Origin of the sequence: Kluyvera sp. 142486, assembly GCF_046569695.1 — a bacterium.
Taxonomy (GTDB): Bacteria; Pseudomonadota; Gammaproteobacteria; order Enterobacterales; family Enterobacteriaceae; genus Kluyvera.
On sequence record NZ_JBKHUI010000024.1, the window covers coordinates 1 to 23,645 of the forward strand.

The window sequence follows — 23,645 nt, forward strand, 5'->3', positions numbered from 1 at the left end:
ACTACGACCGGAAAACCCAGAGTGTGGTCCGGATAGACTGAAAAGTGTTACCTATGTTCCCGGTCTGATCTGTCACCTATGTATCCGGTCATACAGAAGCGCCATCCGGCACGATGCGGTGATATTGCCGGATGGCGGCGTAAACGCCTTATCCGGCCTACAAAATCGGTAACCCGATTACGACACCTGCAACCGGAATGATGACATCGCCGCCACCAGCGCCTGCGACTGTTCTTCCAGCGAACGGGTTGCCGCTGACGACTGCTGTACCAGCGCGGCGTTCTGCTGCGCCGTCTCATCCATCTGACTTACCGCAATATTCACCTGCTCAATGCCGCGACTCTGCTCTTGCGACGCGCTGGCAATCTCGCGCATCAGCTTGGTCATACGCATCACTTCACTGGCAATCTCATCCATGGTTTCCCCCGCCTGCTGCGCAAGGTCGCTGCCTTCGCTGACGTGGGTTTGGGAAGCGGAAATCAGCTGACGAATCTCTTTGGCGGCATCCGCGCTGCGGCTCGCCAGATTACGTACTTCACCCGCCACCACCGCGAATCCACGTCCCTGCTCACCCGCTCGCGCCGCTTCTACCGAGGCGTTCAGCGCCAGAATGTTAGTCTGGAAGGCAATCCCGTCAATCACGCTGAGGATATCGGCGATACGATTGGCGCTACCGGAAATATCCTGCATTTTTTCAATCACATAGCAGACCATTTCGCTACCGCGGTCGGCGGTATCTGAGACTTCCTGTGCCAGCTTGTGCGCCTGGTCGGCGTTATCGGCGTTCTGCTTCACGGTAGCGGTGATCTCTTCCATGCTGGCCGCGGTCTGCTCAAGCGACGTCGCCGTCGACTCGGTGCGCTGCGCCAGATGGTTGTTGCCCGCTGTCAGCTCACGGCTGCCAACGTCAATCTGCGAGCTGGCATCCCGCACGCGCATCACCGAGTTCATCATCGACTCGCGCATACCGGTAATCGCCACGTTCAGGCGCTTAATCTCCGCGCTGCGCGCCTTCAGCGGTGAATGGGTTAAATCCCCCGCCGCCACCTGCTCCAGTTGAGCAATCGCCGCCGCCAGCGGTTTAAGCAGCAGATGACGCAGCTGCAGCCAGCCCAGCGCCATTACGCCTGCGGTCAGGAGAATGGCGATAACCATCAGCGCCAGCACGCGGTTTTTGGTGCTGTGCACCGCTGCGATTTCAATCTGGCCGCGAGACTCACCCCAGTCCTGAAACGCGTGGATCGCCTCATCAAACTGGCGGGAGACCGGGATCATGGTCTTTTCCAGCAGATCGTAATAGGCGTCGACGTTTTGTTGATTCAGCGCCGCCAGCATCGGCACGATCCCTTGCGTGTTGTAGGCTTCGAAGCTTTTGGTCACGTTCGCCAGCAGCTGCGCACCGTCGGCGTCATCCATGGAAGACTGGCCCACTTCGGCAATAATCTTTTGCCCCTGAGCGACTTCACCGTTAAGGACTTTTACCGCTTTCGTCGCATCGTCCAGCATGCCGATTTCCATCAAGCGGACCGCCTGACTAGCTTCGTTACGCGCACGCAATAGCAGTGTGTAACCTTCGTTCAGTTGGGTCATTTGGTCGCTTTGCAGATGGTCGATACGTTGCAGAGAAGTGGAGCTTTTGGTGAGGGCATAAATGCCGATGCCGCTGACTAAAACCAGCAGCAGGGTCATCACGGCGAGCAGGGACAGCAAGCCGGTACGGATAGAGAGCGTTTTTAGCATCATAGTGTTGTCCGGTAGCAGGGGTACTGTTTGGCGTAAAAAGTCAGTATCGGCCGCTACCGGAAAAACATTAGTGTTTCAGTGTGTTAGTCCTTTGTTACTGCCGGGCTTACGCGGGTCACCGCCGCGTTCTGGCGGTTCTCCCACAGCACCGTCAGCGCACGCTGGAGCGCGATGAAAATAAACAGCAAAATGCCGATGGCGATCTTCGTCCACCAGGAGCTGAGCGTACCGTCGAAGTTGATGTAGGTCTGAATCAACCCTTGAATGCCGACGCCGAACAGCGTGCCGAGCACCGTCCCCACGCCGCCGCTCAGCAGCGTACCGCCAATGACCACCGAGGCAATGGCATCCAGCTCTACCCCAACGCCTGCCAGCGCGTAGCCCGCCTGGGTATAGATGGAGAAGGCGATACCGGCGAGCGTCGCCAGCCCGGTCGACAGCATATAGATGCGCACGATGGTGCTGCGGGTCGGAATCCCCATCAGGTTCGCCGAGGTGGCATTGCCGCCGATGGCGTACACCTGATTGCCAAAGCGGGTACGGTGAGCAAGGAAGATCCCCAGAATCACCACCAGCAGCATCAGCAGCCCCATGGCGCTCAGGCGACCGCCGCCGGGAATAGTCCACGCCAGCCCGGAGAGGGTGTCATAGAGCGGATGGTCGATAGGAATCGACTCTTCGGAAACCAGATAGCTGACGCCGCGCAGAAAGAACATCCCGGCAAGGGTGATGATAAACGCCGGGATCTTCAGGGCATCAATCAGCCAGCCCATAAACGCACCGAAGGCGCAGCCCATCACCAGCACCAGCGGGAAGGCCACCAGCGGCGACAGCCCCCATACGCCGATAGCTTTGGCTAAGAACACGCCGGTAAAAGCGATCACCGAACCGACGGAGAGATCGATACCGCCGGAAAGGATCACAAAGGTCATCCCTACCGCCACGATGCCCAGAAAGGCGTTATCGGTCAGGATGTTGCAAATCACCCGCGTGGACGCGAAGCCGGGAAACTGGGTCAGGCAGTAGAGATAGCCGAGAATGAACACGCCCAGGGTGATCATCAGCGGTAAATTACGTTTTATCATCGCGGCGAACCCTCTTCAGCATCTGAATAAAGCGCGGCGATTGGACGATCAGCACGCACATCACCACCACTGCTTTCACTACCTGATTCAGTTCAGGCGGGAACCCGGAGAGCAAAATACCGGTGTTCATACCCTGAATAATCAGCGCGCCGACCACCGACAGCAGCAAGTTAAAGCGCCCGCCCATCAGCGAGCCGCCGCCAATCACCACCGCCAGAATGGCATCCAGCTCCAGCCACAACCCGGCGTTGTTGGCATCAGCCCCGCGAATATCCGCCGCTACAATGGTGCCGGCAATGGCCGCGCAGACACCGCTCAGCACATAGGCCAGCATCACTACAATACGGGTATTTACCCCGGCGTTTTTCGCCGCGCGGATGTTGATCCCTACCGCTTCAATAAACATGCCGAGGGCGCTTTTACGCGCCAGCAGCCAGAAGAGGACCAGCGTCACCAGCGCGATAATCACCGGCGTCGGAAACAGCAGAAACTTGCCGCTGCCAATCCACGCCAGCGACGGCGAGTCGAAGGTGACGATCTGCCCGGAGGTGATCAGTTGCGCCACGCCGCGCCCGGCCACCATCAGGATCAGCGTCGCCACAAAGGGCTGGATCTTGAGGATGGCAACCAGGATGCCGTTCCACAGCCCCGCCAGCACGCCGGAGCCCAGCGCCGCCAGCAGCACCACCGGCAGGCTGTGCCCGGCCACGGTCATCGAGGCGGCGGTCGCCCCGGCAATCGCCATCACCGCGCCCACGGAAAGATCGATACCGCCGGTGGCTATCACCAGCGTCATGCCAATCGCCAGCAGCGCCACCGGGGCGGCGCGGTTGAGGATATCAATCGGGCTGCCGAACAGACGGCCATCCTGTAGCGTTATCTGGAAAAAGTGCGGTGCGACGAGGCTATCCACCAGCAGCACCAGAATCAGCGCCGCAATCTGCGGCATGCCCGGCGGCCAGCGAAAACGTCGCGCGGGCTGGCCGGGTTGAGGAACGGATCGAGGCATCACGGTGTACTCCTTAGGCCGCAATAGCGTTCATGATGGCAGGGACGGAGAGCTTATCGAGCGGGATCTCCGCTACCTGTTGGCGATCGCGCATGATGATCACCCGGTCGGCGTAGCCCACCAGCTCCTCCAGTTCAGATGAGATAACCAGCAGCGCCAGACCATCCGCGCAGAGCGTTTCGATCAGACGAATGATCTCCGCGTGGGCGCCCACGTCGATCCCGCGGGTCGGTTCGTCGAGTATCAGGAACTGCGGGCGCGTCAGCAACCAGCGGGAAAGCAACACCTTCTGCTGGTTGCCGCCGGAGAGAAACTCTACCGGTTGCTCGGCGCTGGGGGTGCGGATTGCCAGCTGGCGGATAAAGCGTTCGGCAATGTCGTTCTGTTCTTTGCGCGGGATCGGCCGCAGCCAGCCGCGCTGGGCCTGCAGTGCGAGGATGATATTTTCCCGCACCGAGGCCGCGGCAATAATGCCGTCGGTTTTCCTGTCCTCAGGGCAGAATCCGATCCCGAGGCAGGAGGCCTGATGCGGCGATCGCAGGGTTTGCGGTTTGCCCTTGATCGTCGCTTGCCCGCTGTCGGCTGGATGAATACCGAAGATCACCTCGGCAGTTTCGGTACGTCCCGATCCCAGCAGCCCCGCCAGGCCGACGATCTCGCCGGGGCGAACGTGTAGATCGAACGGCGCGATGGTGCCTTTTTTGCCGTAGCCCTCAAACGAGGCGATCGGTTTATCGCTGAGCAGCGTGCGCCCGGCGCGCTGAAGGGCCTGATGTTCCAGTTCGCGGCCCAGCATCATTTTGACCAGTTCAATCTGCGGTAGCTCGGCGGTTTCCCGGCAGCCGACGAACGATCCGTTGCGCAGTACGGTGATCCGATCGCTGACCGCATAGACCTGATCGAGGAAGTGGGTGACAAAGATCAGGCTGACGCCACGATCGCGCAGCTGGCGCATCAGGGTGAAGAGCATCTCCACTTCTTTGGTGTCGAGGCTGGCGGTCGGTTCATCGAGGATCAGCACTTTTGCTGAGAGATCGATGGCCCGGCAGATAGCGACAATTTGCTGCATCGCGACAGAAAAGCGGTTTAACGGCTCACACACGTCGAGGGAAAAGCCGTAGGAGGCCATCAGCTCGGTAGCGCGCTTTTCCATCTCTTTGCGCTGGATAAAGCCAAAGCGCTTCGGTTCACGACCAATAAACAGGTTGTCCGCCACCGACATGTTCGGCAGCAGGTTCACTTCCTGGTAGACGGTGCCAATCCCCAGCTGTTGGGCATGGGCGGTATTTTTCGGGTTGATTTGCTGGCTTTCCAGCCAGATGCTGCCGCTGTTGGCGTGGTAGACGCCGGTCAGCGCCTTGATGAGCGTGGATTTTCCCGCGCCGTTTTCGCCGAGCAGCGCCATAATTTCACCGCGCCGCAGGCTAAAGTTGACGTTATCCAGCGCCTTAACGCCGGGGAAGTACTGGCAGAGCCCCTCGGTGCGGAGGATTTCCGGGTTGGTTTCAGTGGTCATGTGCGCTCCCCCTCACCCTGGCCCTCTCCCCGAAGGGAAGAGGGAACATATTGTGCCCAACGTGTAACCCGCACCGCCCGGCTCCCTCTCCCTTTCAGGGAGAGGGTTGGGGTGAGGGTACAACCCGCTTAATAGCCCATATTTTTCTTCTTCTCCAACTCTTCTTTCGCCGTATCAGGCAGATACAGCGTGGACTTGGTCAGCGTCACTTTTTCCGGCATGGTGCCGTCTTTCTTGAATTTCTCCAGCGCATCAAACGCCGGGCCGGCCATGTTCGGGGTCAGCTCGACGCTGGCATTGGCCTCACCGGCAATCATCGCTTTGTAGATATCCGGCACGCCGTCAATGGAGCCGGTGAGGATATCTTTGCCCGGCTTCAGCCCGGCCTCTTTGATAGCCTGGATTGCGCCGATCACCATGTCGTCGTTATGGGCGTAAACCATGCAGATGTTCTTGCCGTTGTTCTCCGCCTTGATAAAGCTCTCCATCACCTCTTTACCTTTACTGCGGGTAAAGTCGCCGGACTGGGAGCGAATAATCTTGATGTTTGACGCTTTTGAAATCGCATCGGCGAAGCCTTTCTTACGGTCAATCGCCACGCTTGCGCCGACGGTACCCTGCAGTTCGACGACGTTACACGGTTTGCCGTCGACGGTCTTAATCAGCCATTCACCAATCAGCTGGCCTTCCAGCACGTTGTTGGCGGTGACCGTGGTCATGTAGAGCGATTTATCTTTAACATCAATGGAGCGGTCGAGCAGGAAGACCGGGATTTTGGCCTCTTTAGCTTCCTTCAGCACCGGTTCCCAGCCGGTGGCGACCACCGGGGCGATAAAGATGGCGTCTACGCCCTGAGCGATAAACGAGCGAACGGCTTTAATCTGGTTTTCCTGTTTTTGCTGCCCGTCGGCGATCTTCAGGGTGATACCGCGTTTTTCCGCTTCCTGCTTCGCGACGTTGGTTTCCGCCGCGCGCCAGCCGGATTCAGATCCGACCTGCGAAAATCCCACCGTTAAAGGAGCAGCCATGACCATAGACGACATGGCTGCGGAAACTGCTGTGACAAGAAGTAAACGCTTCCACATAGAGTTATCCTCGTAGGGTTATTGTTGGTCAAATATTCCTCTGCGGGAAAACTATAGACAATGGGATATGTAACGGAATGCGTTACATCACAATTCAAAAAAGTAAATTATTTGTTAATTAGCAGCGAACATCAGAGTTCAGGAAGGAGTAGGCGTCGCGCACCCATTGATGGCAATCGTTTTTGTGTTTTTTTTGACCGTGACGCCGCCATTTTTTACCGTGCTGTAAACGGTTTCATGATTTTATTCATGATGTGGCTACGTTTATGGATTTTTCTGTCGTAAGAAGACACTGAAAAGGCCGGGTTCCAGGGGGAGAGGCGTAAAACAGGTCAAGACTTTCCCGGCGAGTTGGCTATAATACCGGGCACTAGTTTGCCATACATTCTAAAGGAAACAGACATGAGCTTACTCAACGTCCCTGCGGGTAAAGATCTGCCGGAAGATATCTACGTAGTCATCGAAATCCCGGCTAACGCAGATCCTATCAAATACGAAGTCGACAAAGAGAGCGGCGCGCTGTTCGTTGACCGTTTCATGTCCACCGCGATGTTCTATCCGTGCAACTACGGCTACATCAACCACACCCTGTCTCTGGACGGTGACCCGGTAGACGTTCTGGTCCCAACTCCATACCCACTGGAGCCAGGTTCCGTCATTCGCTGCCGTCCAGTTGGCGTGCTGAAAATGACCGACGAATCAGGTGAAGATGCGAAGCTGGTTGCGGTACCGCACACCAAGCTGAGCAAAGAATACGATCACATCAAAGATGTGAACGACCTGCCAGACCTGCTGAAAGCGCAGATCACCCACTTCTTCGAGCACTACAAAGACCTCGAAGCGGGCAAATGGGTTAAGGTTGACGGTTGGGACAACGCTGAAGCGGCTAAAGCTGAAATCGTTGCTTCCTTCGAGCGCGCGAAGAAATAAGATTTTTCGAGCGTGACAAAGCACCGCCTTCGGGCGGTGTTTTTGTTTGTGCGGAACCCGATATCAGCAAGACAAAAAAACAACGCCACCCTGGGGTGGCGTTGTCATATTCAATACTGGTCTTTGTCCAACCAGTTACCGCTTTCTATCAGCTTCAGCCCGTCGACCGGGCGCTGATAGACATACATCCAGGCACTACCGTAAGGCGTCTGGATAAGATGACGTGCATATTCGCCCGCTTTGGTGCGCAGCGCATCCAGTTCGGCCAGCGTCGACGCGTCGATCCGATAAACCTCACCGTGTACCGTGCCATCACCGGGCACCGCGCCTGGATAGTGGCCCAGGCTGTACAGTTGATAATCGAAAACGCTGTGATCGCCCAGCCACTGGGCGTTAGTCATCCAGTGGCTGTTACCCTGTTTGCGCCGTAAACTGCCGTACACAAATATTCGCATTGCTAAAACTCAAACTGATAGAGCAAATCGAGCGCCTGGTCTACGCCAGACACCGCTTCCAGATACAGCTTAGGCATCAGGCGATAGCGTAACGTGAGCGTCGCTAAAGAGTCAAAGATCCCCACGCCATATTTCACCTGCAGACCTGGCAATACGTAACCGCTGACCACCACCTGGGAGGAATCACCCACCCCTTGCGTATCCAGAGCCAGATTACTTACGCCAAACGTCTCGCCGATTTTACCCACAACCTGACCACTTTGTGCAACCCCCATACCAATAAGCATAGACGTCATTGCCGCAGAGTCGCTCTGGCCGCTGTCCAGTCCCTGCCCACGCACAAGGTAGGAGAGCGCTTCCTGCTGCGACATCGCCGGGTCGGAGAAGACTTCCGCCTTAGGCTGATCGGCTGAGCCGGTGACGCGAACGCCGGCGATCACATCATTTTCGGTAGAGTCTGGGTTACGAATGGCTTCGATATTCAGCAACGGCTGATCAGGCGGGCCGGAGAACAGCAGTTCGCCTTTACGCACGATCAAATCCTGGCCGTAGGCGTGGAAGCGCCCTTCCGGAATGTTGATCTGCCCGTTCAGCCCCAGCCCCTGTTTATCCTGCGCCACCTTCAGGTCACCGGTCAGGCGCGCCTTCAGGCCGAAAGCATCCAGACGGACGTTGTTGCCGACATGGATATTCAGGTTGCTGTTGATAGGAATCGACGCGGACTGCGTTTTCTCCGGCTGAAGGTTGCTGTTGAGCATCACTTCGTCGCGGGAGACACCCACGGCGCTTTCCGGCACGTCTTTCACCACAATACGCGCCCATGGGATATCAACGTTACCATCCAGCGTGAACAGGCTTGGCGTGGCTTTAAATTCAACGTCCGGCGACACATCCAGGCGCACCATCGGCGGCACGGTAATACGCACCCGGCTGCCTTTGGCGGCAATACGCGCCCGCCAGTTGTCTATCTGCCGCCAGTCCGCGTCCCCGTTCAGGCTGATTTGCCCCTGCTGGGTACGAATATCGCCAAGCAGCGTTGAGCTGGCGCCGTTGAAGTTCATGGTTATCTGACTTGGCTGCATATCGAACGGCATAAAGTTGCCGTCCACGTCGACACCGTTCAGCTGCATCTGACCATAGAGCAGCGGGCTTTGCACGTTGCCCCCCAAACGCAGGTTCGCATTGAGCTTACCGTCTGCCTTTTCGCCACGGGAGAAAATCGGGTTAATCATCGCCAGCGAGAAGTTACGGATATTGACGTTACCGCCCAGGTTACGCCGCCCTTGTGGGTCGGTGACCTGTACCTGCCCGTCCAGCTGGCCGTTGTTGGTCAGGCGGATAAGCCAGCCCAGCTCGGCGCGGTTGTTGTGCAGATCGGCACTCAGGTTCAGCGTGTCGAAAGCCACCGGCAGCGGCGCATCGTTGACGATTTGCGTCACCTTCACGTTGCGCCCGGAGAGCGTCACTTTGCCCTGCGGCAGCCCCTCTTTGGTGGTGTCCCACGTGACGTCGGCGTTACCGCTAAACACCCCGCTGGCCTGCGTCGCTTCCGGCATAAACGGTTTGAGCATCGCTAAGTCAAAGCGGTTAAGGTTGACTATCGCATGGCCCGCAGCTCCGGCATCAATCGTCTGCGGCACGCACAGCTCGGCGTTCGGGTTCACCCAGCAGTGCGGCCCGATGCTGATTTTCTGTTCGAGATTGCGGTAGTCCAGCGCGATATCGCGGTTAATAGACCACGGGCCAACCGGGGTCTGGAAGCGCGTATTGCTTAGCGCCCCCTTCCAGCGTTCTTCTTTGCGGTCGAAGCTGCCCGACAGCGCCAGTTGGCCGGAGACCGGTTCACCCTGAATCTGCAATTGCAGCGCGTGCTGCTTTTCGTTGCCTTTCGCTGCCAGATGCACCAGGCCGATATTCACCCCCGGCTGGACGATACGCTCTACGCGCACGTCAAGGTTACCGGCAATCTGGTCGGTGGAATTAACGTCGCCATCCACACGTACCTGAGCAATCGACAGCTCCTGCCAGCGCAGGCCGCGCGCGGTGATATCCGCCAGCAGCTGCGGCGCTTCCACCGTACCGCGAATTTTTACCAGCCCTTTCGCCGTGCCGCCAAGGCCCGGCAGCATGTTGTCGAGCTTCGGCGCATCAATGTTGGCATCCAGGTTGAGGTCTTTCACCCCCAGCTCGCCCTTCACGTCGGCGGTGTTGTTACCCAGCGCCACGTGCAGGCCTGGAATGGTCCACTGCATATAGCTGTTGCCGCGCATTGAGCCATCGACGTTTACCTTGTTCTGTTTCACGTTGCCGGTGATTTTCACCTCCGGTACGTTCATCTGCCAGGTGCCGCCGTAGAGACTGCCGTTCGTTTTAATCAGGCCATCCAGCTTCGACGGCCAGTCTGGCGCCACCTTCGCGGTATTGATGCCACGAAGCGCCAGTTCGCCGCGCCAGCTGATTGCCTGCTGCCAGTCGAGCAGCGCGGTCAGTTCGGTTTTCCCCTCCAGCGCGGCCACGGTCAGCTTGTCGAGGCTCACCTGCCGCTCGTTGCCTTTCGCGTCAATCGTGATATCCGCTGGCGGCACGCCCTGCCCTTTCACCGCGGTGCGGAATGAGAGCGTGTAGTCGGTCATCTTGCCGCCGAGCTTCAGCTTCAGGTCATCGGCCTGATACTGCTTCTCGCCGGTAAAGGGCCAGTAAAGCTGCTTGCTGTTGATTTCCAGGTTGAACGGCAGCCCGGCTTCCGCCAGCTGCGTCTGAGCACGGAGGCTCATATCCACCGGGCCGGAGAGATTCACGCCCAGCTCCAGCTGCTTACGCACCTCGCCGCCCACTTTCAGCTTCACTTTCTCGCCTTTTAGCGGGTCCATGTTCAGCGTACTGTTGAGCGTGATGTCTACCGGCCAGTCGTTGATCAACTGCGCGGTACCGCTGGCGTTCACCGTCCCCTGGCTGGAGTCAACGTCCAGCGCATCGAGCTTCATATTGCCGTCGATGCTGCTCACCTTCAGCAGCATTTTGTAGACCGTCAGGTCTGTGTCGCCGGTAATGCGCAGCTGCTCGCCGCTAAAGGACTCAATGTTCAGGTTTAGCGGCAGATGAACATCGGTCATCTCCGGCAGCACCGGTTTGGAGAACAGCTCGGTCATGGTTTCGCCGAGCGGTTTTTCCTGCGGCTGCGGGTTGTCGATTTTCGGTTCAACCACCTCTTTTTGCGCCACGTCAGCCACTTTCGGCAGGGCTATCAGCAGCCCTTGCAGCGTGGTTGGCGTTAGGGTCAGGTTTTTATCCTGCCATTGCAGGCCGCTGGTAAAGTCCATCACCGACACCGTGGTGTCATCAATCTTGATATTGACGCTGTTAAGCGCGAACCGCTTGAGGGTAATCGGGTACGGCGTGGAGAGGTTCAGCGGGCCGCTGTCCTCCTCTTTCACCGGCGCGGCAGGCGGCATTTTGCTGCTGTCGATAGCCACGTTGATGTTACTAAGCGCAATGTCATTCACACACACGCTGCTGTGCCACAGGCAGTTGAGATCCACCGCCAGGTGGAATTCCCCGGCATCTACCGCCACGCCCGGCTGGGTATAGCGGACGTTTTTCAGCGTCAGATCGCGCCAGCCGCCGGTCACTTTGCCGATTTCCAGCCCCGGCACCCAACGGTTTGCCGCGTTAAACAGCAGATGTAACCCTGTCGTCGTGCCGACGAGGAACCCAACGATCCCCACCAGCAGCACGAGAAAAATCAGCACGCCGAGGCTTATCTTCTTCCATAACGTCATAGTTCAGGCCCCAGTCCGATATAAAACTGCAATCCATGTTCATCTTTGTCACCCAGCGGGGCAGCAAAATCGAGCTTGATAGGCCCAACCGGCGACTGCCAGCGTACGCCGACGCCCGCGCCTTTTTTCCAGTCGCTCTGGCGGATATCACTGACCGCTTCGCCGCCGTCAACGAACACCGCGCCCCACCACTTCCCGGTCACGTTGTACTGATATTCCAGCGAGCCGGTGGCCAGTTTGGAGGCACCAATCAACTTGCCTTTATCGTCACGCGGGGCGATCGACTTGTACTTATAGCCACGAATGCTGCGGTCGCCACCGGCGAAGAAACGCAGATCCGGCGGTACACGATCGAAATCGCCGGTTTCAATCCAGCCGAGGTTGCCGCGCATCACGAAGCGATGGCGATCATAGAGCGTACGGATCCAGACGTTTTGTGCCTGAATCACCGAGAAGTCGACGTCCGAGCCCCAGGCGGTGTTGGAGTAGTCGATTGAGTAGCGCTGTGAGTCACCCCAGGTTGGCATCAGGCCGCCGCGCGAGCGGGTTCGGCTGATAGAGACGCCGGGGTAGAACAGCATGGTGGTGTTGGTGACATCGGCCTGGGTAAAGTGGTCGAGGCTCCAGCGTAGGTTGATGGCGCGCTGCCAGCCGCTCGACAAGTCCCAGAAGCGCGAGACGGCAAGCGTGGTGGAGTCCGCTTTGGTGTCGTTAAGGTCGGTACTTTTGAAGCCGCCCTGCACCAGGTAATACTGCTCCAGCGGGTTCTTCAGCAGCGGCATTTTGTAGCTGAAATCCAGCTGCTGTTCTGGAGCGGAGACGCTGACGCTGGTCGTCAGGCTGTGACCGTAGGAGTTAACCCACGGTTTTCTCCACGAGGCTTTCACCCGCGGCCCCACGTCGGTGGAGTAGCCGCCACCCAGTTCAACGGTGTTTTCGCTGCGCGGCGAGACGACGCCATGCAGCGGTAGCACCTTCGTTTCCCGGGATTTATCAAATTCAGGGGCCACCACTACCGAGTTAAACCAGCCGGTAGCAGAGAGGCGGCGGTTCAGTTCAGCGAGATCGCTGGACTGGTAATAATCGCCCTTTTTAAACGGCACCAGATGCTGCAAATACTCTTCGCGGATCTGCGAGCCTTCAAAGGTGACGTCGCCAAAGCGGTAGCGTTCGCCGCTATCATAGTCGATATCCCAGAACGCCTGATGACGTTCGAGCGATACGCCGAGCTGGCTCTTTTTAAACTCGCTATCAAAGTAGCCTTTGCGCAGCGCGACGCTGGTTAACGAGCTTTTAAAGTGGTCATAATCACCGTGATCCAGGACGGACCCAATCTTTGGCCTGGTTTTCAGCAGCGCCAGATAATCGCTGTCGGTCCGCGCGCCGCCGCGCAGGATAACGTCGGTGCCGCCAATCAGCACCGGCTCGCCGGGCGTGACTTTCGCCAACAGCACCTGGCGGCCTTTGGCCGGCGGTGGCTTGAGTTCGAAATCGATGGTCGGCTCATAGTAGCCGAGAGCCTTCAGCCCTTCACGAATAGCATCATCGACGCGTGCGCGAAAACGACGATCGGCGGTCACCTCATCGCTGTCGATCGTCGAAAGCTGCGCACGCACGTTTTTTTGTAGCTCGCCTGTGAGCCCTTCAACCTGCAGACGGACGTTTGCTGCACTGGCAACACCGCTGGTCAGCAGCAAGCTCACCAAACATAACTGGCGGATTTGTCGCACATTTTCTCCTGAATATCCTTGTTCCCACCCCAACGGGAAACGAAAGTCCGCTCCGCGGCCACGACTGCGTTTTCGCCAAAATTGCGCGCTAAAGGCGCACGGCATTTAACGTCAGCTCAAAAAACCCACTCTTTGTCGGGTTGAAATAAAGACAGAGCCCCAAATTATTCTTATGTTTAAATTTAGACGTATTCGGCGTGTTTATTGTGTTAAAAGACACGCCCGGTTACAACCCTAACGGAAATTACCGTACACCGGAGGCCTGGCCCATGAGTCTAGTTGATAAGAAAAACCTTGTATCTCAATCGGATGCACTACCCGGACGAAATACGCCAATGCCGGTTGCCACGCTCAATGTTGTGACCGAACACTCAATGACGCACGTTCCGGAGGGGATGGAGGTCGCTTTATTCGCCATGGGCTGCTTCTGGGGCGTCGAACGTCTGTACTGGCAGATCCCTGGGGTTTACAGCACCGCAGCGGGTTACACCGGCGGCTATACGCCAAATCCGACCTATCGCGAAGTGTGCAGCGGCCTGACCGGGCACGCCGAAGCGGTACGCGTGGTGTATGACCCGACGGTCGTCAGCTATGGCGAGCTGCTGAAAGTATTCTGGGAGAACCACGACCCGGCGCAGGGGATGAGACAAGGAAACGATCAGGGCACGCAGTATCGCTCGGCGATTTACCCTCTGACGCCAGAACAAGAGCAGGAAGCCCACGCCAGCCAGCAGCAGTTCCAGGAGGCGATGCGCCTCTCAGGCGATGCGCGCACCATCACCACCGAAATCGCCAACGCGAAGCCGTTCTACTATGCCGAGGATGAGCACCAGCAGTACCTGTACAAAAATCCGCACGGCTACTGCGGCATCGGTGGGATTGGCGTGTGCCTGCCGCCTCAGCTGCAGGGTTAACCGTCCAACGCCACGCGCGCCGCATGGCGCGTGGCATTCGCCACCGTCCCGTAGTCCATGACTTTCCCCTGCAATAACAGATTATAAACCGGTGCCTGCGGCCGGTTAAGCCGGGTTTGCAGCAGATGCACGGCCTCAATGCCGAGATCCCGGCACGGGACGCAAATACCGGTCACCGGCGCGGTCAGGCTATTTTCCAGATTCCATGTGAAATCGGTGGTGATAAGCGAAATATCCTCTGGAACGCGCAGCCCGTGGCGCTGCAACGCCCTCATCACCCCATCGGTCATGCTCGTGCTGTTGGGAAAAATAACGTCAGGCCACTGCGCACGATCGTGCGTCGCCAGCCACGTATCCAGCGCCCGTTCCGCCTCCTCCGCCGTAAACCACTCGGTGACTAACAGGTCGTGCTGAGGGTTGAAAGGCACGTGGTGATAGCGATAGGCCTCTTTAATTCCGTCCAGCCGCGCATAGAGGGTCTCCCTGCGCAGGCAGGTCATCGTCAACACGCGCCGATGCCCTTGTTCAAAGAGATAGCGCATCGCGGTAAAGCCAATAGCCCGGTGGTCGGGCGAGACGCAATCCAGCGCCATTTCCCGGTCAATCGAGTTAATCAGCACGCAGGGCTTATTCAGCGTGCTGGCCAGCTTGAGGATCGTTGGGTCGTCCGTGCCGATGATGACTACGGCATTGATGCTCTTCTGATTGGCTTTTTCGAGGAATAATTTCACGTCTGCATGCTGTTCTTCCAGCGCACAATGGCTGATCCAGACATCATGCGGTGCGCTGGCTTCGGCAATCCCTTTGGTGACCTCCAGATAAAAGGTATCGCCGCGCCCCTGGAACGTGCGCTCTGGCGCAAACACCGCAATGCCGTTAATCAGCAGCCGTCCGTTGGCTAGCGAGTCCAGCACACCCAGCTGGCGAGCACATTTCACAATTGCCTCGCGCGCCTTTTCGCTGGTATAGGATTTGCCGCTCAGCACCCGGGAGACGGTGCTGACCGAGTAGCCCGTCTGGGCGGCAATTTCATCCATTTTTAGCTTTCCTGGCATTGTGTGACCTCGCTCGCAATCATATTTTGCAAATATTTGCAGATGCATTCTGCTGATTTTAAAACCCATTTTCAGTTTCCCGCGCAGATTCCTGTCCAGCCTGCGAGCATTCTCACAAATTCCGTTTGTCCGCTTTCCTCGCCTTCCCTATTTTCAGATTTCAGTCATTCCTATCACGGTTAAGGTGCAACATGGATAAGGTGCGTTTTGGCATTATCGGCGTGGGTAACATTGGTACCCTTCACGCCCGTTACCTGATGGCAGGTACGGTGAAAGAGGCCTGCCTGACGGCAGTGTGCGATAACGATCTCAGCAAGCATCCGGCCATTCGCCAGCTGGTTGGCGACGGCATTACGCTATTCGACGATGCCGAAACCATGCTGAAAAGCGGGCTGATCGACGCGGTTATCGTTTCAACGCCGCACTACGACCATCCGGGCCTGTCGATGATGGCGATGCGCCACGGCATCCATACCCTTTGCGAAAAACCGGCCGGGGTTTATACCGCCCAGGTGCGCGAAATGAACGAATTTGCCCGCGGCTGCAACGTGGTGTTCGGCATGATGTTCAACCAGCGCCCTAACCCGCTGTATCAGAAAGTCAAAGAGCTGATCGACAGCGGCGAGCTGGGCGAACTGCGCCGTTCCAACTGGATTATCACCAACTGGTATCGCTCGCAGAGCTATTACAACTCGGGCGGCTGGCGCGCCACCTGGAAAGGTGAAGGCGGCGGCGTGCTGCTCAATCAAGACCCGCATCAGCTCGATCTGTGGCAGTGGTTGGTCGGCATGCCGGTACGCATGCGCGCATTCTGCCAGTTCGGCAAGCACCGCGATATTGAAGTGGAAAACGACGTCACCGCCTACGCTGAGTACGCCAACGGCGCGACCGGCGTATTTATTACTACCACCGCAGAAGCGCCGGGAACCAACCGTCTGGAGATCACCGGCGATCGCGGCAAGGTGGTGGTGGAAGAAGGCCGCCTGCGCTTCTGGCGTCTGCGCGAATCCGAACCAGAATTCAACGCCCGCTGGCAGAACGGCTTTGGCGAGCCGGAGTGCTGGGAAGTCATCATCCCAACTCCACCTGAGAGCAGCGAGCACCACGTGGTCACCGCTAACTTCTGCGACGCCGTGCTGCACGGTAAACCGCTGATTGCCCACGGCACCGACGGGATTCGCGGCCTGACGCTCTCTAACGCCATGCATCTATCCACCTGGACCGACGACTGGGTCAACCTGCCGTTTGACGAGGCGCTGTTTAAAAAGCTGCTGGACGAGCGCATCGCCACCTCCGTTGAAAAACAGGTCGAAAGTAAAACGCTGGATGCCTCCGGCACCTGGTAATCCGCCTCAGGAGAGACACATGTTACGCATTGCTATCGTGGGAACCGGGAACATCTCCCACAACCATATTCAGGGCTATCAGGAATTTGCCGACCGCTGCCAGATAGTTGCGCTGGTCGATATCTATCCGGAAAAAGCGCAGGAGAAGAAGGAACGCTACGGGCTGGCGAACGCCACGGTATTCAGCAGCCATCAGGCGCTGCTGGAGTCTGGTCTTGAGGTGGATATTGTCGATGTCTGCACCCCGCCGTACGTCCACGCCCAAATCAGTATTGATGCGCTAAACGCCGGTAAGCACGTGCTGTGCGAGAAGCCAATGGCGGCGTCGCTGGAAGAGTGCGACGCGATGATTGCCGCCCAGCGCGCCAGCGGCAAAATCCTCTCCATTATCGCCCAGAACCGCTTCACCGACGCCTTCTGGCGCTTAAAGCAGGTGGTGGATTCCGGCGAACTGGGGAAAATCTGCCACGCGCAGGTGGACTCCTTCTGGTGGCGCGGCCACTGCTACTACGACCTGTGGTGGCGCGGTACCTGGGAAAAAGAGGGCGGCGGCTGCACCCTGAATCATGCGGTGCACCATATCGACGCCATCCAGTGGATGCTGGGCTTCCCAACCGAGGTGGTGGCGATGATGACCAACGTTGCCCACGATAACGCCGAAGTTGAAGACCTTTCCGCCGCCATTTTCCGCTACAGCAGCGGCGCGCTGACCCAGTTGACCGCCTCGGTGGTGCATCACGGCGAAGACCAGAAAATTGTTATTCAGGGCGACAAAGCACGTATCTCCGCGCCGTGGGACGTGTGGGCCAGCGTCTCTGCCGATAACGGCTTCCCGCAGGAGCAGCATAACGACGAGCTGGAAGCGCGGCTGGACTCACTCTTTCGCAACACGCCGAAGCTCAACTACACGCTGCATACCGGGCAGATTAACGACCTGCTGAACGCGGTGGAGCAGCGCGGCGAACCGCTGATTGACGGCGTGCAGGGTAAACGCTCGCTCGAGCTGATTACCGCCATCTATCAATCTTCCATTACCGGGCGCGTCGTGACGCTGCCCGTCAGCCCGGATGAGCCCTGGTATAAAACCGGCGGCCTGGTTTCCCTCGCCCCGCACTTCTACGAGAAGGCGGCATCGGTCGAGAACTTCAGCGAAGTGGGCGCAATTCCGTTGGGTAAAGATTTGGACAAAGGAGCATAAACATGAGCATCAAAGACGGTATGAACTACGCCCCGGTGGGCAAACCACAGCCGGTTGTTGGCGAGGGCGAGTTTATTATTGCGGCGGCGGCGTTAGACCACGGCCATATCTACGGGATGTGTAACGGTCTGATTGAAGCCGGTGCAACGCTGAAATGGGTTTATGACCCGGACCCGGCGAAGGTCGACAAGTTTGTGCAGCAATACCCACAGGTGCAGGTTGCGCCGACGCTGGAAACGATTTTAAACGACGGCAGCGTCCAGCTCATTGCCGGGGCGGCGATTCCGTCCGAGCGCTGCGCGCTAGGGCTGAAAGTGATGGATGCCGGCAAAGACTACTTCACCGATAAAGCCCCGCTGACCACGCTGGCGCAGCTGGAAGCCGCGAAGCGCAAAGTGGCGGAAACCGGCCGTAAATATGCGGTGTACTACAGCGAACGCCTGCACGTGGAAAGCGCGGTCTTTGCCGGGCAACTGGTTGCCGAGGGCGCGATTGGCCGCGTAATGCAGACGCTGGGCGTCGGCCCACACCGCGAAGGCTCTGGCCGCCCGGACTGGTTCTACGAAAAAGAATTCTTCGGCGGCATCCTGTGCGATATCGGCAGCCACCAGATTGAGCAGTTCCTGTTTTATACCGGCAACAGCAATGCGCGCATCGTGGCAAGCCAGGTTCGCAACGTGAACCATCCGCAGTATCCGCAGTTTGAAGATTTCGGCGATGCCATGCTGGCGGGTGACAACGGCGCCACTGGCTACTTCCGCTGCGACTGGTTTACGCCAGATGGCCTTTCCAGCTGGGGCGACGGGCGCTTAACTCTGCTCGGCACCGACGGTTATATCGAAATCCGTAAGTACGTCGATATCACCCACGGCGAGCAGGATGTGGTCTACCTGGTCAACAAAGAGGGCGAGTTCCGCTATCCGGTGGCGGGCAAAGTGGGCTTCCCTTATTTCGGCGAGCTGATTCGTGACTGCCTGAACCGTACCGAAAACGCCATGACCCAGGCACATACCTTTAAAGCGGCGGAATTGTGCGTGAAGGCGCAGATGCTGGCGAACGCGGTGGAATAAGGGGAGGCAGAAATGAAAACACGTCATGCGGCCATTATCGGCTGTGGCGCCATCCATACCTGCCACGTAGACGCGCTGCGCCATGTGCCGGGCGTTGTCCTGCGCGCGATTGTTGATATTGATAGCGCCAAAGGAAGCCAGCTTGCGGCCGACTATGGTTGTCATTTTTATCAGGACTATCGCGAGATGCTGCTGGATGATGCCATTGACGTGGTGCATATCTGCACGCCGCACTACCTGCATAAACCGATGATCCTTGCCGCGCTGGCGGCAGGGAAACAGGTTTTCTGCGAAAAACCGGTAGTGATGAACCCGCTGGAGGTCAACGAGATTCAGGCAGCAGCAACGCGCCACCAGCGTCGCGTCGGTGTCTGCTACCAGAATCGACTGAACCCCACCAGCTTAGCCATTCAACGCTGCATCGCCGACGGTACGCTGGGCAGTCTGCGCGCCATCAAGGCGGTGCTCACCTGGTCGCGCTCCGGGGATTACTATGCTGCCAGCCCGTGGCGCGGCAGTTTTGCCACCGAAGGCGGTAGTCTATTGATTAATCAGGCGATTCATACGCTGGATCTGATGCAGTGGTTTGGCGAGGGGGTCAAGAGCCTGAAAGGGATCGTCGACAGCGCCTGGCTTGCCGACGAGATTGAAACTGAAGATAGCGCCATGGTCACCCTGCGCTTTCACAACGGCGCGCGCGGGCTGTTTTACGCCAGCAACAGCCATATCAGCGACTCGCCGCTGCTGCTTGAGCTGGAGTTTGAACGGGGAATGCTGCGCCTGACGGACAACGTCTTGTGGCAGTTCCGCGGCGACGAACGCACGCAGCTTGCCAGCGATGCCGCGCCCGATGGCATCGGCAAAAGCTACTGGGGAATCGGCCACCGGCTGGCTATTCTCCATTTTTATCAGGCATTAAACGATCCCGCTTGTGCAGACTACTGCGATATTGCGGAGGCGGCCAAATCATTACAGATAGTTAATGCTATTTACCACTCGTCACTATTGAGGAAATGGGTGAATATAAACTAGCGATCGTCATCCGATTTTTCCTGCTGTCAATAATATAAGGTGCAGGGGTAACTCTGCACTGACACCCTACCAGTACAGGAATAATAATATTATGGTTAAACCAACCGAACGCCGCGTTGGCTATGGCACCGCTATCGGCTACGGCGTAACAGATTTATTTGGCGGCGGCGCATTTGCCGTTATAGGAACCTGGCTTTTATTCTTTTACACCACCTATTGTGGCCTGAGCGTTTTAGAAGCCGGGTCAATATTTGCTATTGCTCGTATTATTGATGCTATTTTAAGCCCGGTGATGGGCTATGTTACGGATAATTTTGGTAATACCTGGCTTGGCCGTAAATTTGGCCGCCGCCGTTTCTTCCTGTTGATAAGTTCCCCGCTGATGTTTCTCTACGCGCTGGTGTGGATTACCGACATGAACTATTGGTACTACCTGGGCACCTATCTTTCCATTGAACTGCTCTCCGCGATGGTGCTGGTGCCGTGGGAAACGCTGTCGGCGGAAATGACCAACCGCTTCAGCGAGCGTACGCGTCTCTCCGGCGTACGTATGATGTGCTCTGCGCTCGGCGGTTTTCTAGCGGTGTCCGTGCCGGGTATTATTATGCAATACACCGGCAAAGATAATTCGCTCACCTACACGTTAACCGGGATTGTTTTTGCGACCATTTATTGCATCGCGGTATTTACCACCTGGGCTTGTACCTGGGAAGCGAAAGACGTTAGAGAGGAGTATGAATTTCAATCCGATAGTCACCGGAGCAGCGGCCTTTTTAACCATTTAAAATACATGGTTATTGATCTTATATCTTCATTCAAAATAAGAATATTTCGTCAGCATATTATCATTTACATCTGCTCATTTACCGCGATGGATATTTTTGGTTCGGTATTTACCTATTACGTGGTTTACGCCTTGCATCACGATACCGAAATGGTCTCCGGGCTATTAAGTATTGCTGCCTTTGTTTCGATTCCCGGTACTTTCGGCTTTATGATGCTGATGAATAAATTTAACCTCACGCCTTCGGCAGCGCTGAGGCTCTCGTACGGCAGCATTATGGTAGTGCTGGCGTTTCTGTTTATCGTCTATATCGGTAATTTGCAGGTGCCGACGCTGCTGTTTTCCGCCGTGTTCGTGCTGCTGGGTCTGGCGAAGGCCGGGCTGTATTACATTCCCTGGAACATCTATAGCTTTATTCCTGACGTCGATGAAATTGTCACCCGTCAGCGTCGCGAAGGGATCTTCGCGGGCGTGATGGTGCTGACGCGCAAAAGCACCGTCGCACTAGCGATTATGCTGATTGGTATCGTGCTCGAGGAGAGCGGTTTCGTAAAAGGCGGCGGCGCACAGCCTGCCAGCGCGCTACACGCGATCATCGGCCTGATGGTGTTCGCCACCGCCGGGATGCTGGCCGTGAGCTTCTACATGACCTATCGCTTTAAGCTGACGCAGAAAACGCACAGCCTGCTGATTAAAGAGGTGGCACGGCGGAAGTTAGGGGGAGATGCGGAGGACTGCGACCAGGAGACGCGCGAGGTGATTATGGCGCTGACGGGGTATGGCTATAACGAGGTGTGGGACGCAAAGCCGCAAGGGCACGAGAAAGGTAAATCGCTCGCCACCAGCGGATAACCTCAGTCACACCGTAGGCCGGATAAGCGAAGCGCCATCCGGCATAACCCGCGTGCATTGCCGGATGGCGCTTCGCTTATCCGGCCTACCGCTCTCCCCACCTAAACAAAATGTGACCTCTGGCGGCTTTACAGTGCTTTACGCTATACTAACCGCTGAAATTGTCGCCCCATCACCTACGGGGCGGTTTTCAATGTGTATTCCACACGGATTTATAAACTTCCCCTTCCGAGGATCTGGCCCGACGGGCTGGATAAGATATGTTAAACAGTATATTAATCATACTCTGTCTGATCGCTGTAAGTGCGTTCTTCTCTATCTCTGAGATCTCACTTGCGGCATCACGCAAGATCAAACTGAAACTGCTTTCTGATGAAGGCAATATCAACGCCCTACGTGTTCTTAAAATGCAGGAAAACCCCGGTATGTTCTTTACCGTGGTGCAAATCGGTCTTAACGCCGTTGCCATTCTCGGCGGTATCGTCGGCGACGCAGCTTTCTCTCCCGCATTCAACTCCTTGTTCTCCCAATATATGTCAGCGGAACTCTCCGAGCAGCTGAGCTTTATTCTCTCCTTCTCGCTGGTGACCGGGATGTTTATCCTGTTCGCGGATTTAACCCCGAAACGCATCGGTATGATTGCGCCTGAAGCCGTGGCTTTGCGTATCATCAACCCGATGCGCTTCTGCCTGGCGGTTTTCCGGCCGCTGGTGTGGTTCTTCAACGGCATGGCCAACATCATCTTCCGCATCTTCAAACTGCCGATGGTGCGCAAAGACGACATTACCTCTGACGATATCTACGCGGTGGTGGAAGCCGGTGCGCTGGCTGGCGTGCTGCGTAAGCAGGAGCACGAGCTGATTGAAAACGTGTTCGAGCTGGAATCCCGTACCGTGCCGTCATCCATGACCCCGCGCGAAAACGTCATCTGGTTCGATCTGCACGAAGATGAGCAAAGCCTGAAAAACAAAGTCGCCGAACACCCGCACTCCAAGTTCCTGGTGTGTAATGAAGACATCGACCACATCATTGGCTATGTCGACTCCAAAGACCTGCTGAACCGCGTGCTGGCTAACCAGAGCATGGCGCTGAACAGCGGCGTGCAGATCCGCAACACGCTGATCGTGCCGGACACCCTGACCCTCTCTGAGGCGCTGGAAAGCTTCAAAACCGCCGGAGAAGACTTCGCAGTTATCATGAACGAATACGCGCTAGTGGTGGGGATCATCACCCTTAACGACGTGATGACCACGCTGATGGGCGACCTGGTCGGCCAGGGTCTGGAAGAGCAGATCGTTGCCCGTGACGAAAACTCCTGGCTGATCGATGGCGGTACGCCAATCGATGACGTGATGCGCGTGCTGGATATCGACGATTTCCCGCAGTCGGACAACTACGAAACCATCGGCGGCTTTATGATGTTTATGCTGCGTAAAATCCCGAAACGCACCGATGCGGTGAAGTTCTCCGGCTACAAGTTCGAGGTGGTGGATATTGATAACTACCGCATCGACCAGCTGCTGGTGACGCGCATTGATAACAAGCCGACGGTGCTGGTGCCGAAACAGGCCGATATCATCGAAAGCGAACAGCGCACCGCGTAAAACGCGAGTGCCAGAAACATCAACGGCTCCCATTGGGAGCCGTTTTTAATTCTGCCGCATCGTGTTCTGATTACGCCATGTCAGTCTGTAGGCGTAACACGTGGCGGTTAACTTCAGACATCACAGAAAGGTGCTGAATGTCTCTGACTTTTGGGATAAGGATTTTGCCCTTATCAAATTCAAAAGCGCCAACGTCCTTGATGTACAACCGTCCACGGAACAGGGTCTTAACGTATTTGGCTACCTGAAACGGGTTGTAGCGTTGGAAAATTTTCATTCTAATCTCCTGCAAGTACTACGCCCTTGTTGTCCACATTTGGCTCAACGCTCCGGGGCGCAAAGTGAAGTACTTGTTAACTATAGTCCATAACAACAGAGGTCCTCTATCTTAGAGGACCTTATTTACCTTTTTATTACAATAATTCAGAACTTTCTTTTCAGCTATACGACGAACACAG

18 protein-coding genes are annotated in these 23,645 nt (G+C 56.8%); 8 read left to right on the plus strand and 10 right to left on the minus strand.

The features are described 5' to 3' along the window. Positions 1–177: 177 nt before the first annotated feature. The 5 genes from ACLGE8_RS20765 to ytfQ form a co-directional block, all read right to left on the minus strand. A complete protein-coding gene (locus tag ACLGE8_RS20765; protein ID WP_411000998.1) occupies positions 178–1,740 on the minus strand; it encodes a methyl-accepting chemotaxis protein in 1,563 nt (520 codons plus the stop codon). A gap of 86 nt (positions 1,741–1,826) precedes the next feature. Continuing rightward, the gene (gene yjfF / locus ACLGE8_RS20770; protein WP_411000907.1) at positions 1,827–2,828 is read right to left on the minus strand and encodes a galactofuranose ABC transporter, permease protein YjfF; all 1,002 of its coding nucleotides are present in this window, start codon (positions 2,826–2,828) and stop codon (positions 1,827–1,829) included. Next, positions 2,815–3,840 (minus strand): galactofuranose ABC transporter, ATP-binding protein YtfT, encoded by a 1,026-nt coding sequence (gene ytfT, locus ACLGE8_RS20775; protein ID WP_411000909.1) that lies wholly within the window; start codon positions 3,838–3,840, stop codon positions 2,815–2,817. Before ytfT ends, yjfF begins: the two co-directional genes overlap by 14 nt. Positions 3,841–3,850: 10 nt before the next feature. After that, positions 3,851–5,353, minus strand: a complete 1,503-nt coding sequence (gene ytfR, locus ACLGE8_RS20780) for a galactofuranose ABC transporter, ATP-binding protein YtfR (RefSeq protein ID WP_411000911.1) — start codon at positions 5,351–5,353, stop codon at positions 3,851–3,853. 128 nt (positions 5,354–5,481) lie between these two features. Then, positions 5,482–6,438: a galactofuranose ABC transporter, galactofuranose-binding protein YtfQ gene (gene ytfQ, locus ACLGE8_RS20785; RefSeq protein ID WP_123651118.1), complete on the minus strand. Its 957-nt coding sequence runs from the start codon at positions 6,436–6,438 to the stop codon at positions 5,482–5,484. Between the two features lie 402 nt (positions 6,439–6,840). Between ytfQ and ppa the strand changes: the two genes are divergently transcribed. Next, the gene (gene ppa / locus ACLGE8_RS20790) at positions 6,841–7,368 is read left to right on the plus strand and encodes an inorganic diphosphatase (protein ID WP_005134479.1); all 528 of its coding nucleotides are present in this window, start codon (positions 6,841–6,843) and stop codon (positions 7,366–7,368) included. Positions 7,369–7,478: 110 nt separating this feature from the next. Here the strand turns inward: ppa and ACLGE8_RS20795 are convergent, their stop codons facing one another. The 3 genes from ACLGE8_RS20795 to tamA are packed head-to-tail and all read right to left on the minus strand — an operon-like array spanning position 7,479 to position 13,332. Then, positions 7,479–7,823: a gamma-glutamylcyclotransferase gene (locus ACLGE8_RS20795; RefSeq protein ID WP_411000913.1), complete on the minus strand. Its 345-nt coding sequence runs from the start codon at positions 7,821–7,823 to the stop codon at positions 7,479–7,481. Between the two features lie 2 nt (positions 7,824–7,825). Next, the gene (gene tamB, locus ACLGE8_RS20800; RefSeq protein ID WP_411000915.1) at positions 7,826–11,602 is read right to left on the minus strand and encodes an autotransporter assembly complex protein TamB; all 3,777 of its coding nucleotides are present in this window, start codon (positions 11,600–11,602) and stop codon (positions 7,826–7,828) included. Next, entirely contained in the window at positions 11,599–13,332 is a 1,734-nt protein-coding gene (gene tamA / locus ACLGE8_RS20805) for an autotransporter assembly complex protein TamA (protein ID WP_411000917.1), read from the minus strand. Before tamA ends, tamB begins: the two co-directional genes overlap by 4 nt. Positions 13,333–13,601: 269 nt before the next feature. Here tamA and msrA point away from each other — a divergent pair, with 269 nt between their 5' ends. After that, positions 13,602–14,246, plus strand: a complete 645-nt coding sequence (msrA, locus tag ACLGE8_RS20810; protein WP_411000919.1) for a peptide-methionine (S)-S-oxide reductase MsrA — start codon at positions 13,602–13,604, stop codon at positions 14,244–14,246. Here msrA and ACLGE8_RS20815 read toward each other — a convergent pair. After that, complete coding sequence (locus ACLGE8_RS20815; RefSeq protein ID WP_411000921.1) at positions 14,243–15,301, minus strand: LacI family DNA-binding transcriptional regulator; 1,059 nt, start codon at positions 15,299–15,301, stop codon at positions 14,243–14,245. The two genes, msrA and ACLGE8_RS20815, sit on opposite strands and share 4 nt — an antisense overlap. A gap of 191 nt (positions 15,302–15,492) precedes the next feature. On the opposite strand from ACLGE8_RS20815, the gene ACLGE8_RS20820 reads away from it, so the two are divergent. The 6 genes from ACLGE8_RS20820 (at position 15,493) to ACLGE8_RS20845 (ending at position 23,187) form a co-directional block, all read left to right on the plus strand. Beyond that, entirely contained in the window at positions 15,493–16,647 is a 1,155-nt protein-coding gene (locus ACLGE8_RS20820; protein WP_411000923.1) for a Gfo/Idh/MocA family protein, read from the plus strand. Between the two features lie 19 nt (positions 16,648–16,666). Further along, positions 16,667–17,845 (plus strand): Gfo/Idh/MocA family protein, encoded by a 1,179-nt coding sequence (locus ACLGE8_RS20825; RefSeq protein ID WP_411000925.1) that lies wholly within the window; start codon positions 16,667–16,669, stop codon positions 17,843–17,845. Positions 17,846–17,847: 2 nt separating this feature from the next. Continuing rightward, the gene (locus tag ACLGE8_RS20830; RefSeq protein ID WP_411000927.1) at positions 17,848–18,915 is read left to right on the plus strand and encodes a Gfo/Idh/MocA family protein; all 1,068 of its coding nucleotides are present in this window, start codon (positions 17,848–17,850) and stop codon (positions 18,913–18,915) included. 12 nt (positions 18,916–18,927) lie between these two features. Further along, on the plus strand, positions 18,928–19,947 hold the full coding sequence (locus ACLGE8_RS20835) for a Gfo/Idh/MocA family protein (protein ID WP_411000929.1): 1,020 nt from the start codon (positions 18,928–18,930) through the stop codon (positions 19,945–19,947). A 91-nt stretch (positions 19,948–20,038) separates the two neighbouring features. Further along, positions 20,039–21,583, plus strand: coding sequence for an MFS transporter (locus ACLGE8_RS20840; protein WP_411000931.1), 1,545 nt, complete (start codon positions 20,039–20,041; stop codon positions 21,581–21,583). A 260-nt stretch (positions 21,584–21,843) separates the two neighbouring features. After that, a complete protein-coding gene (locus ACLGE8_RS20845) occupies positions 21,844–23,187 on the plus strand; it encodes a hemolysin family protein (RefSeq protein ID WP_411000933.1) in 1,344 nt (447 codons plus the stop codon). Between the two features lie 70 nt (positions 23,188–23,257). On the opposite strand, the gene ACLGE8_RS20850 is transcribed toward ACLGE8_RS20845, so the two are convergent. Then, positions 23,258–23,464 (minus strand): DUF1107 domain-containing protein, encoded by a 207-nt coding sequence (locus ACLGE8_RS20850; protein ID WP_035893246.1) that lies wholly within the window; start codon positions 23,462–23,464, stop codon positions 23,258–23,260. Positions 23,465–23,645: the final 181 nt, after the last annotated feature.

What these genes read in the sequence shown, in the direction of transcription:
- tamB (WP_411000915.1), bottom strand. Translation starts at nt 11,602, where the DNA reads ATGACGTTATGGAAGAAGATAAGCCTCGGCGTGCTGATTTTTCTCGTG.
- ACLGE8_RS20850 (WP_035893246.1), bottom strand. Translation starts at nt 23,464, where the DNA reads ATGAAAATTTTCCAACGCTACAACCCGTTTCAGGTAGCCAAATACGTT.
- ytfQ (WP_123651118.1), bottom strand. Translation starts at nt 6,438, where the DNA reads ATGTGGAAGCGTTTACTTCTTGTCACAGCAGTTTCCGCAGCCATGTCG.
- ACLGE8_RS20765 (WP_411000998.1), bottom strand. Translation starts at nt 1,740, where the DNA reads ATGCTAAAAACGCTCTCTATCCGTACCGGCTTGCTGTCCCTGCTCGCC.
- yjfF (WP_411000907.1), bottom strand. Translation starts at nt 2,828, where the DNA reads ATGATAAAACGTAATTTACCGCTGATGATCACCCTGGGCGTGTTCATT.
- ACLGE8_RS20835 (WP_411000929.1), top strand. Translation starts at nt 18,928, where the DNA reads ATGAAAACACGTCATGCGGCCATTATCGGCTGTGGCGCCATCCATACC.
- ACLGE8_RS20845 (WP_411000933.1), top strand. Translation starts at nt 21,844, where the DNA reads ATGTTAAACAGTATATTAATCATACTCTGTCTGATCGCTGTAAGTGCG.
- ACLGE8_RS20820 (WP_411000923.1), top strand. Translation starts at nt 15,493, where the DNA reads ATGGATAAGGTGCGTTTTGGCATTATCGGCGTGGGTAACATTGGTACC.
- ACLGE8_RS20825 (WP_411000925.1), top strand. Translation starts at nt 16,667, where the DNA reads ATGTTACGCATTGCTATCGTGGGAACCGGGAACATCTCCCACAACCAT.
- ACLGE8_RS20795 (WP_411000913.1), bottom strand. Translation starts at nt 7,823, where the DNA reads ATGCGAATATTTGTGTACGGCAGTTTACGGCGCAAACAGGGTAACAGC.
- msrA (WP_411000919.1), top strand. Translation starts at nt 13,602, where the DNA reads ATGAGTCTAGTTGATAAGAAAAACCTTGTATCTCAATCGGATGCACTA.
- ytfR (WP_411000911.1), bottom strand. Translation starts at nt 5,353, where the DNA reads ATGACCACTGAAACCAACCCGGAAATCCTCCGCACCGAGGGGCTCTGC.
- ppa (WP_005134479.1), top strand. Translation starts at nt 6,841, where the DNA reads ATGAGCTTACTCAACGTCCCTGCGGGTAAAGATCTGCCGGAAGATATC.
- ACLGE8_RS20840 (WP_411000931.1), top strand. Translation starts at nt 20,039, where the DNA reads ATGGTTAAACCAACCGAACGCCGCGTTGGCTATGGCACCGCTATCGGC.
- ACLGE8_RS20815 (WP_411000921.1), bottom strand. Translation starts at nt 15,301, where the DNA reads ATGCCAGGAAAGCTAAAAATGGATGAAATTGCCGCCCAGACGGGCTAC.
- ACLGE8_RS20830 (WP_411000927.1), top strand. Translation starts at nt 17,848, where the DNA reads ATGAGCATCAAAGACGGTATGAACTACGCCCCGGTGGGCAAACCACAG.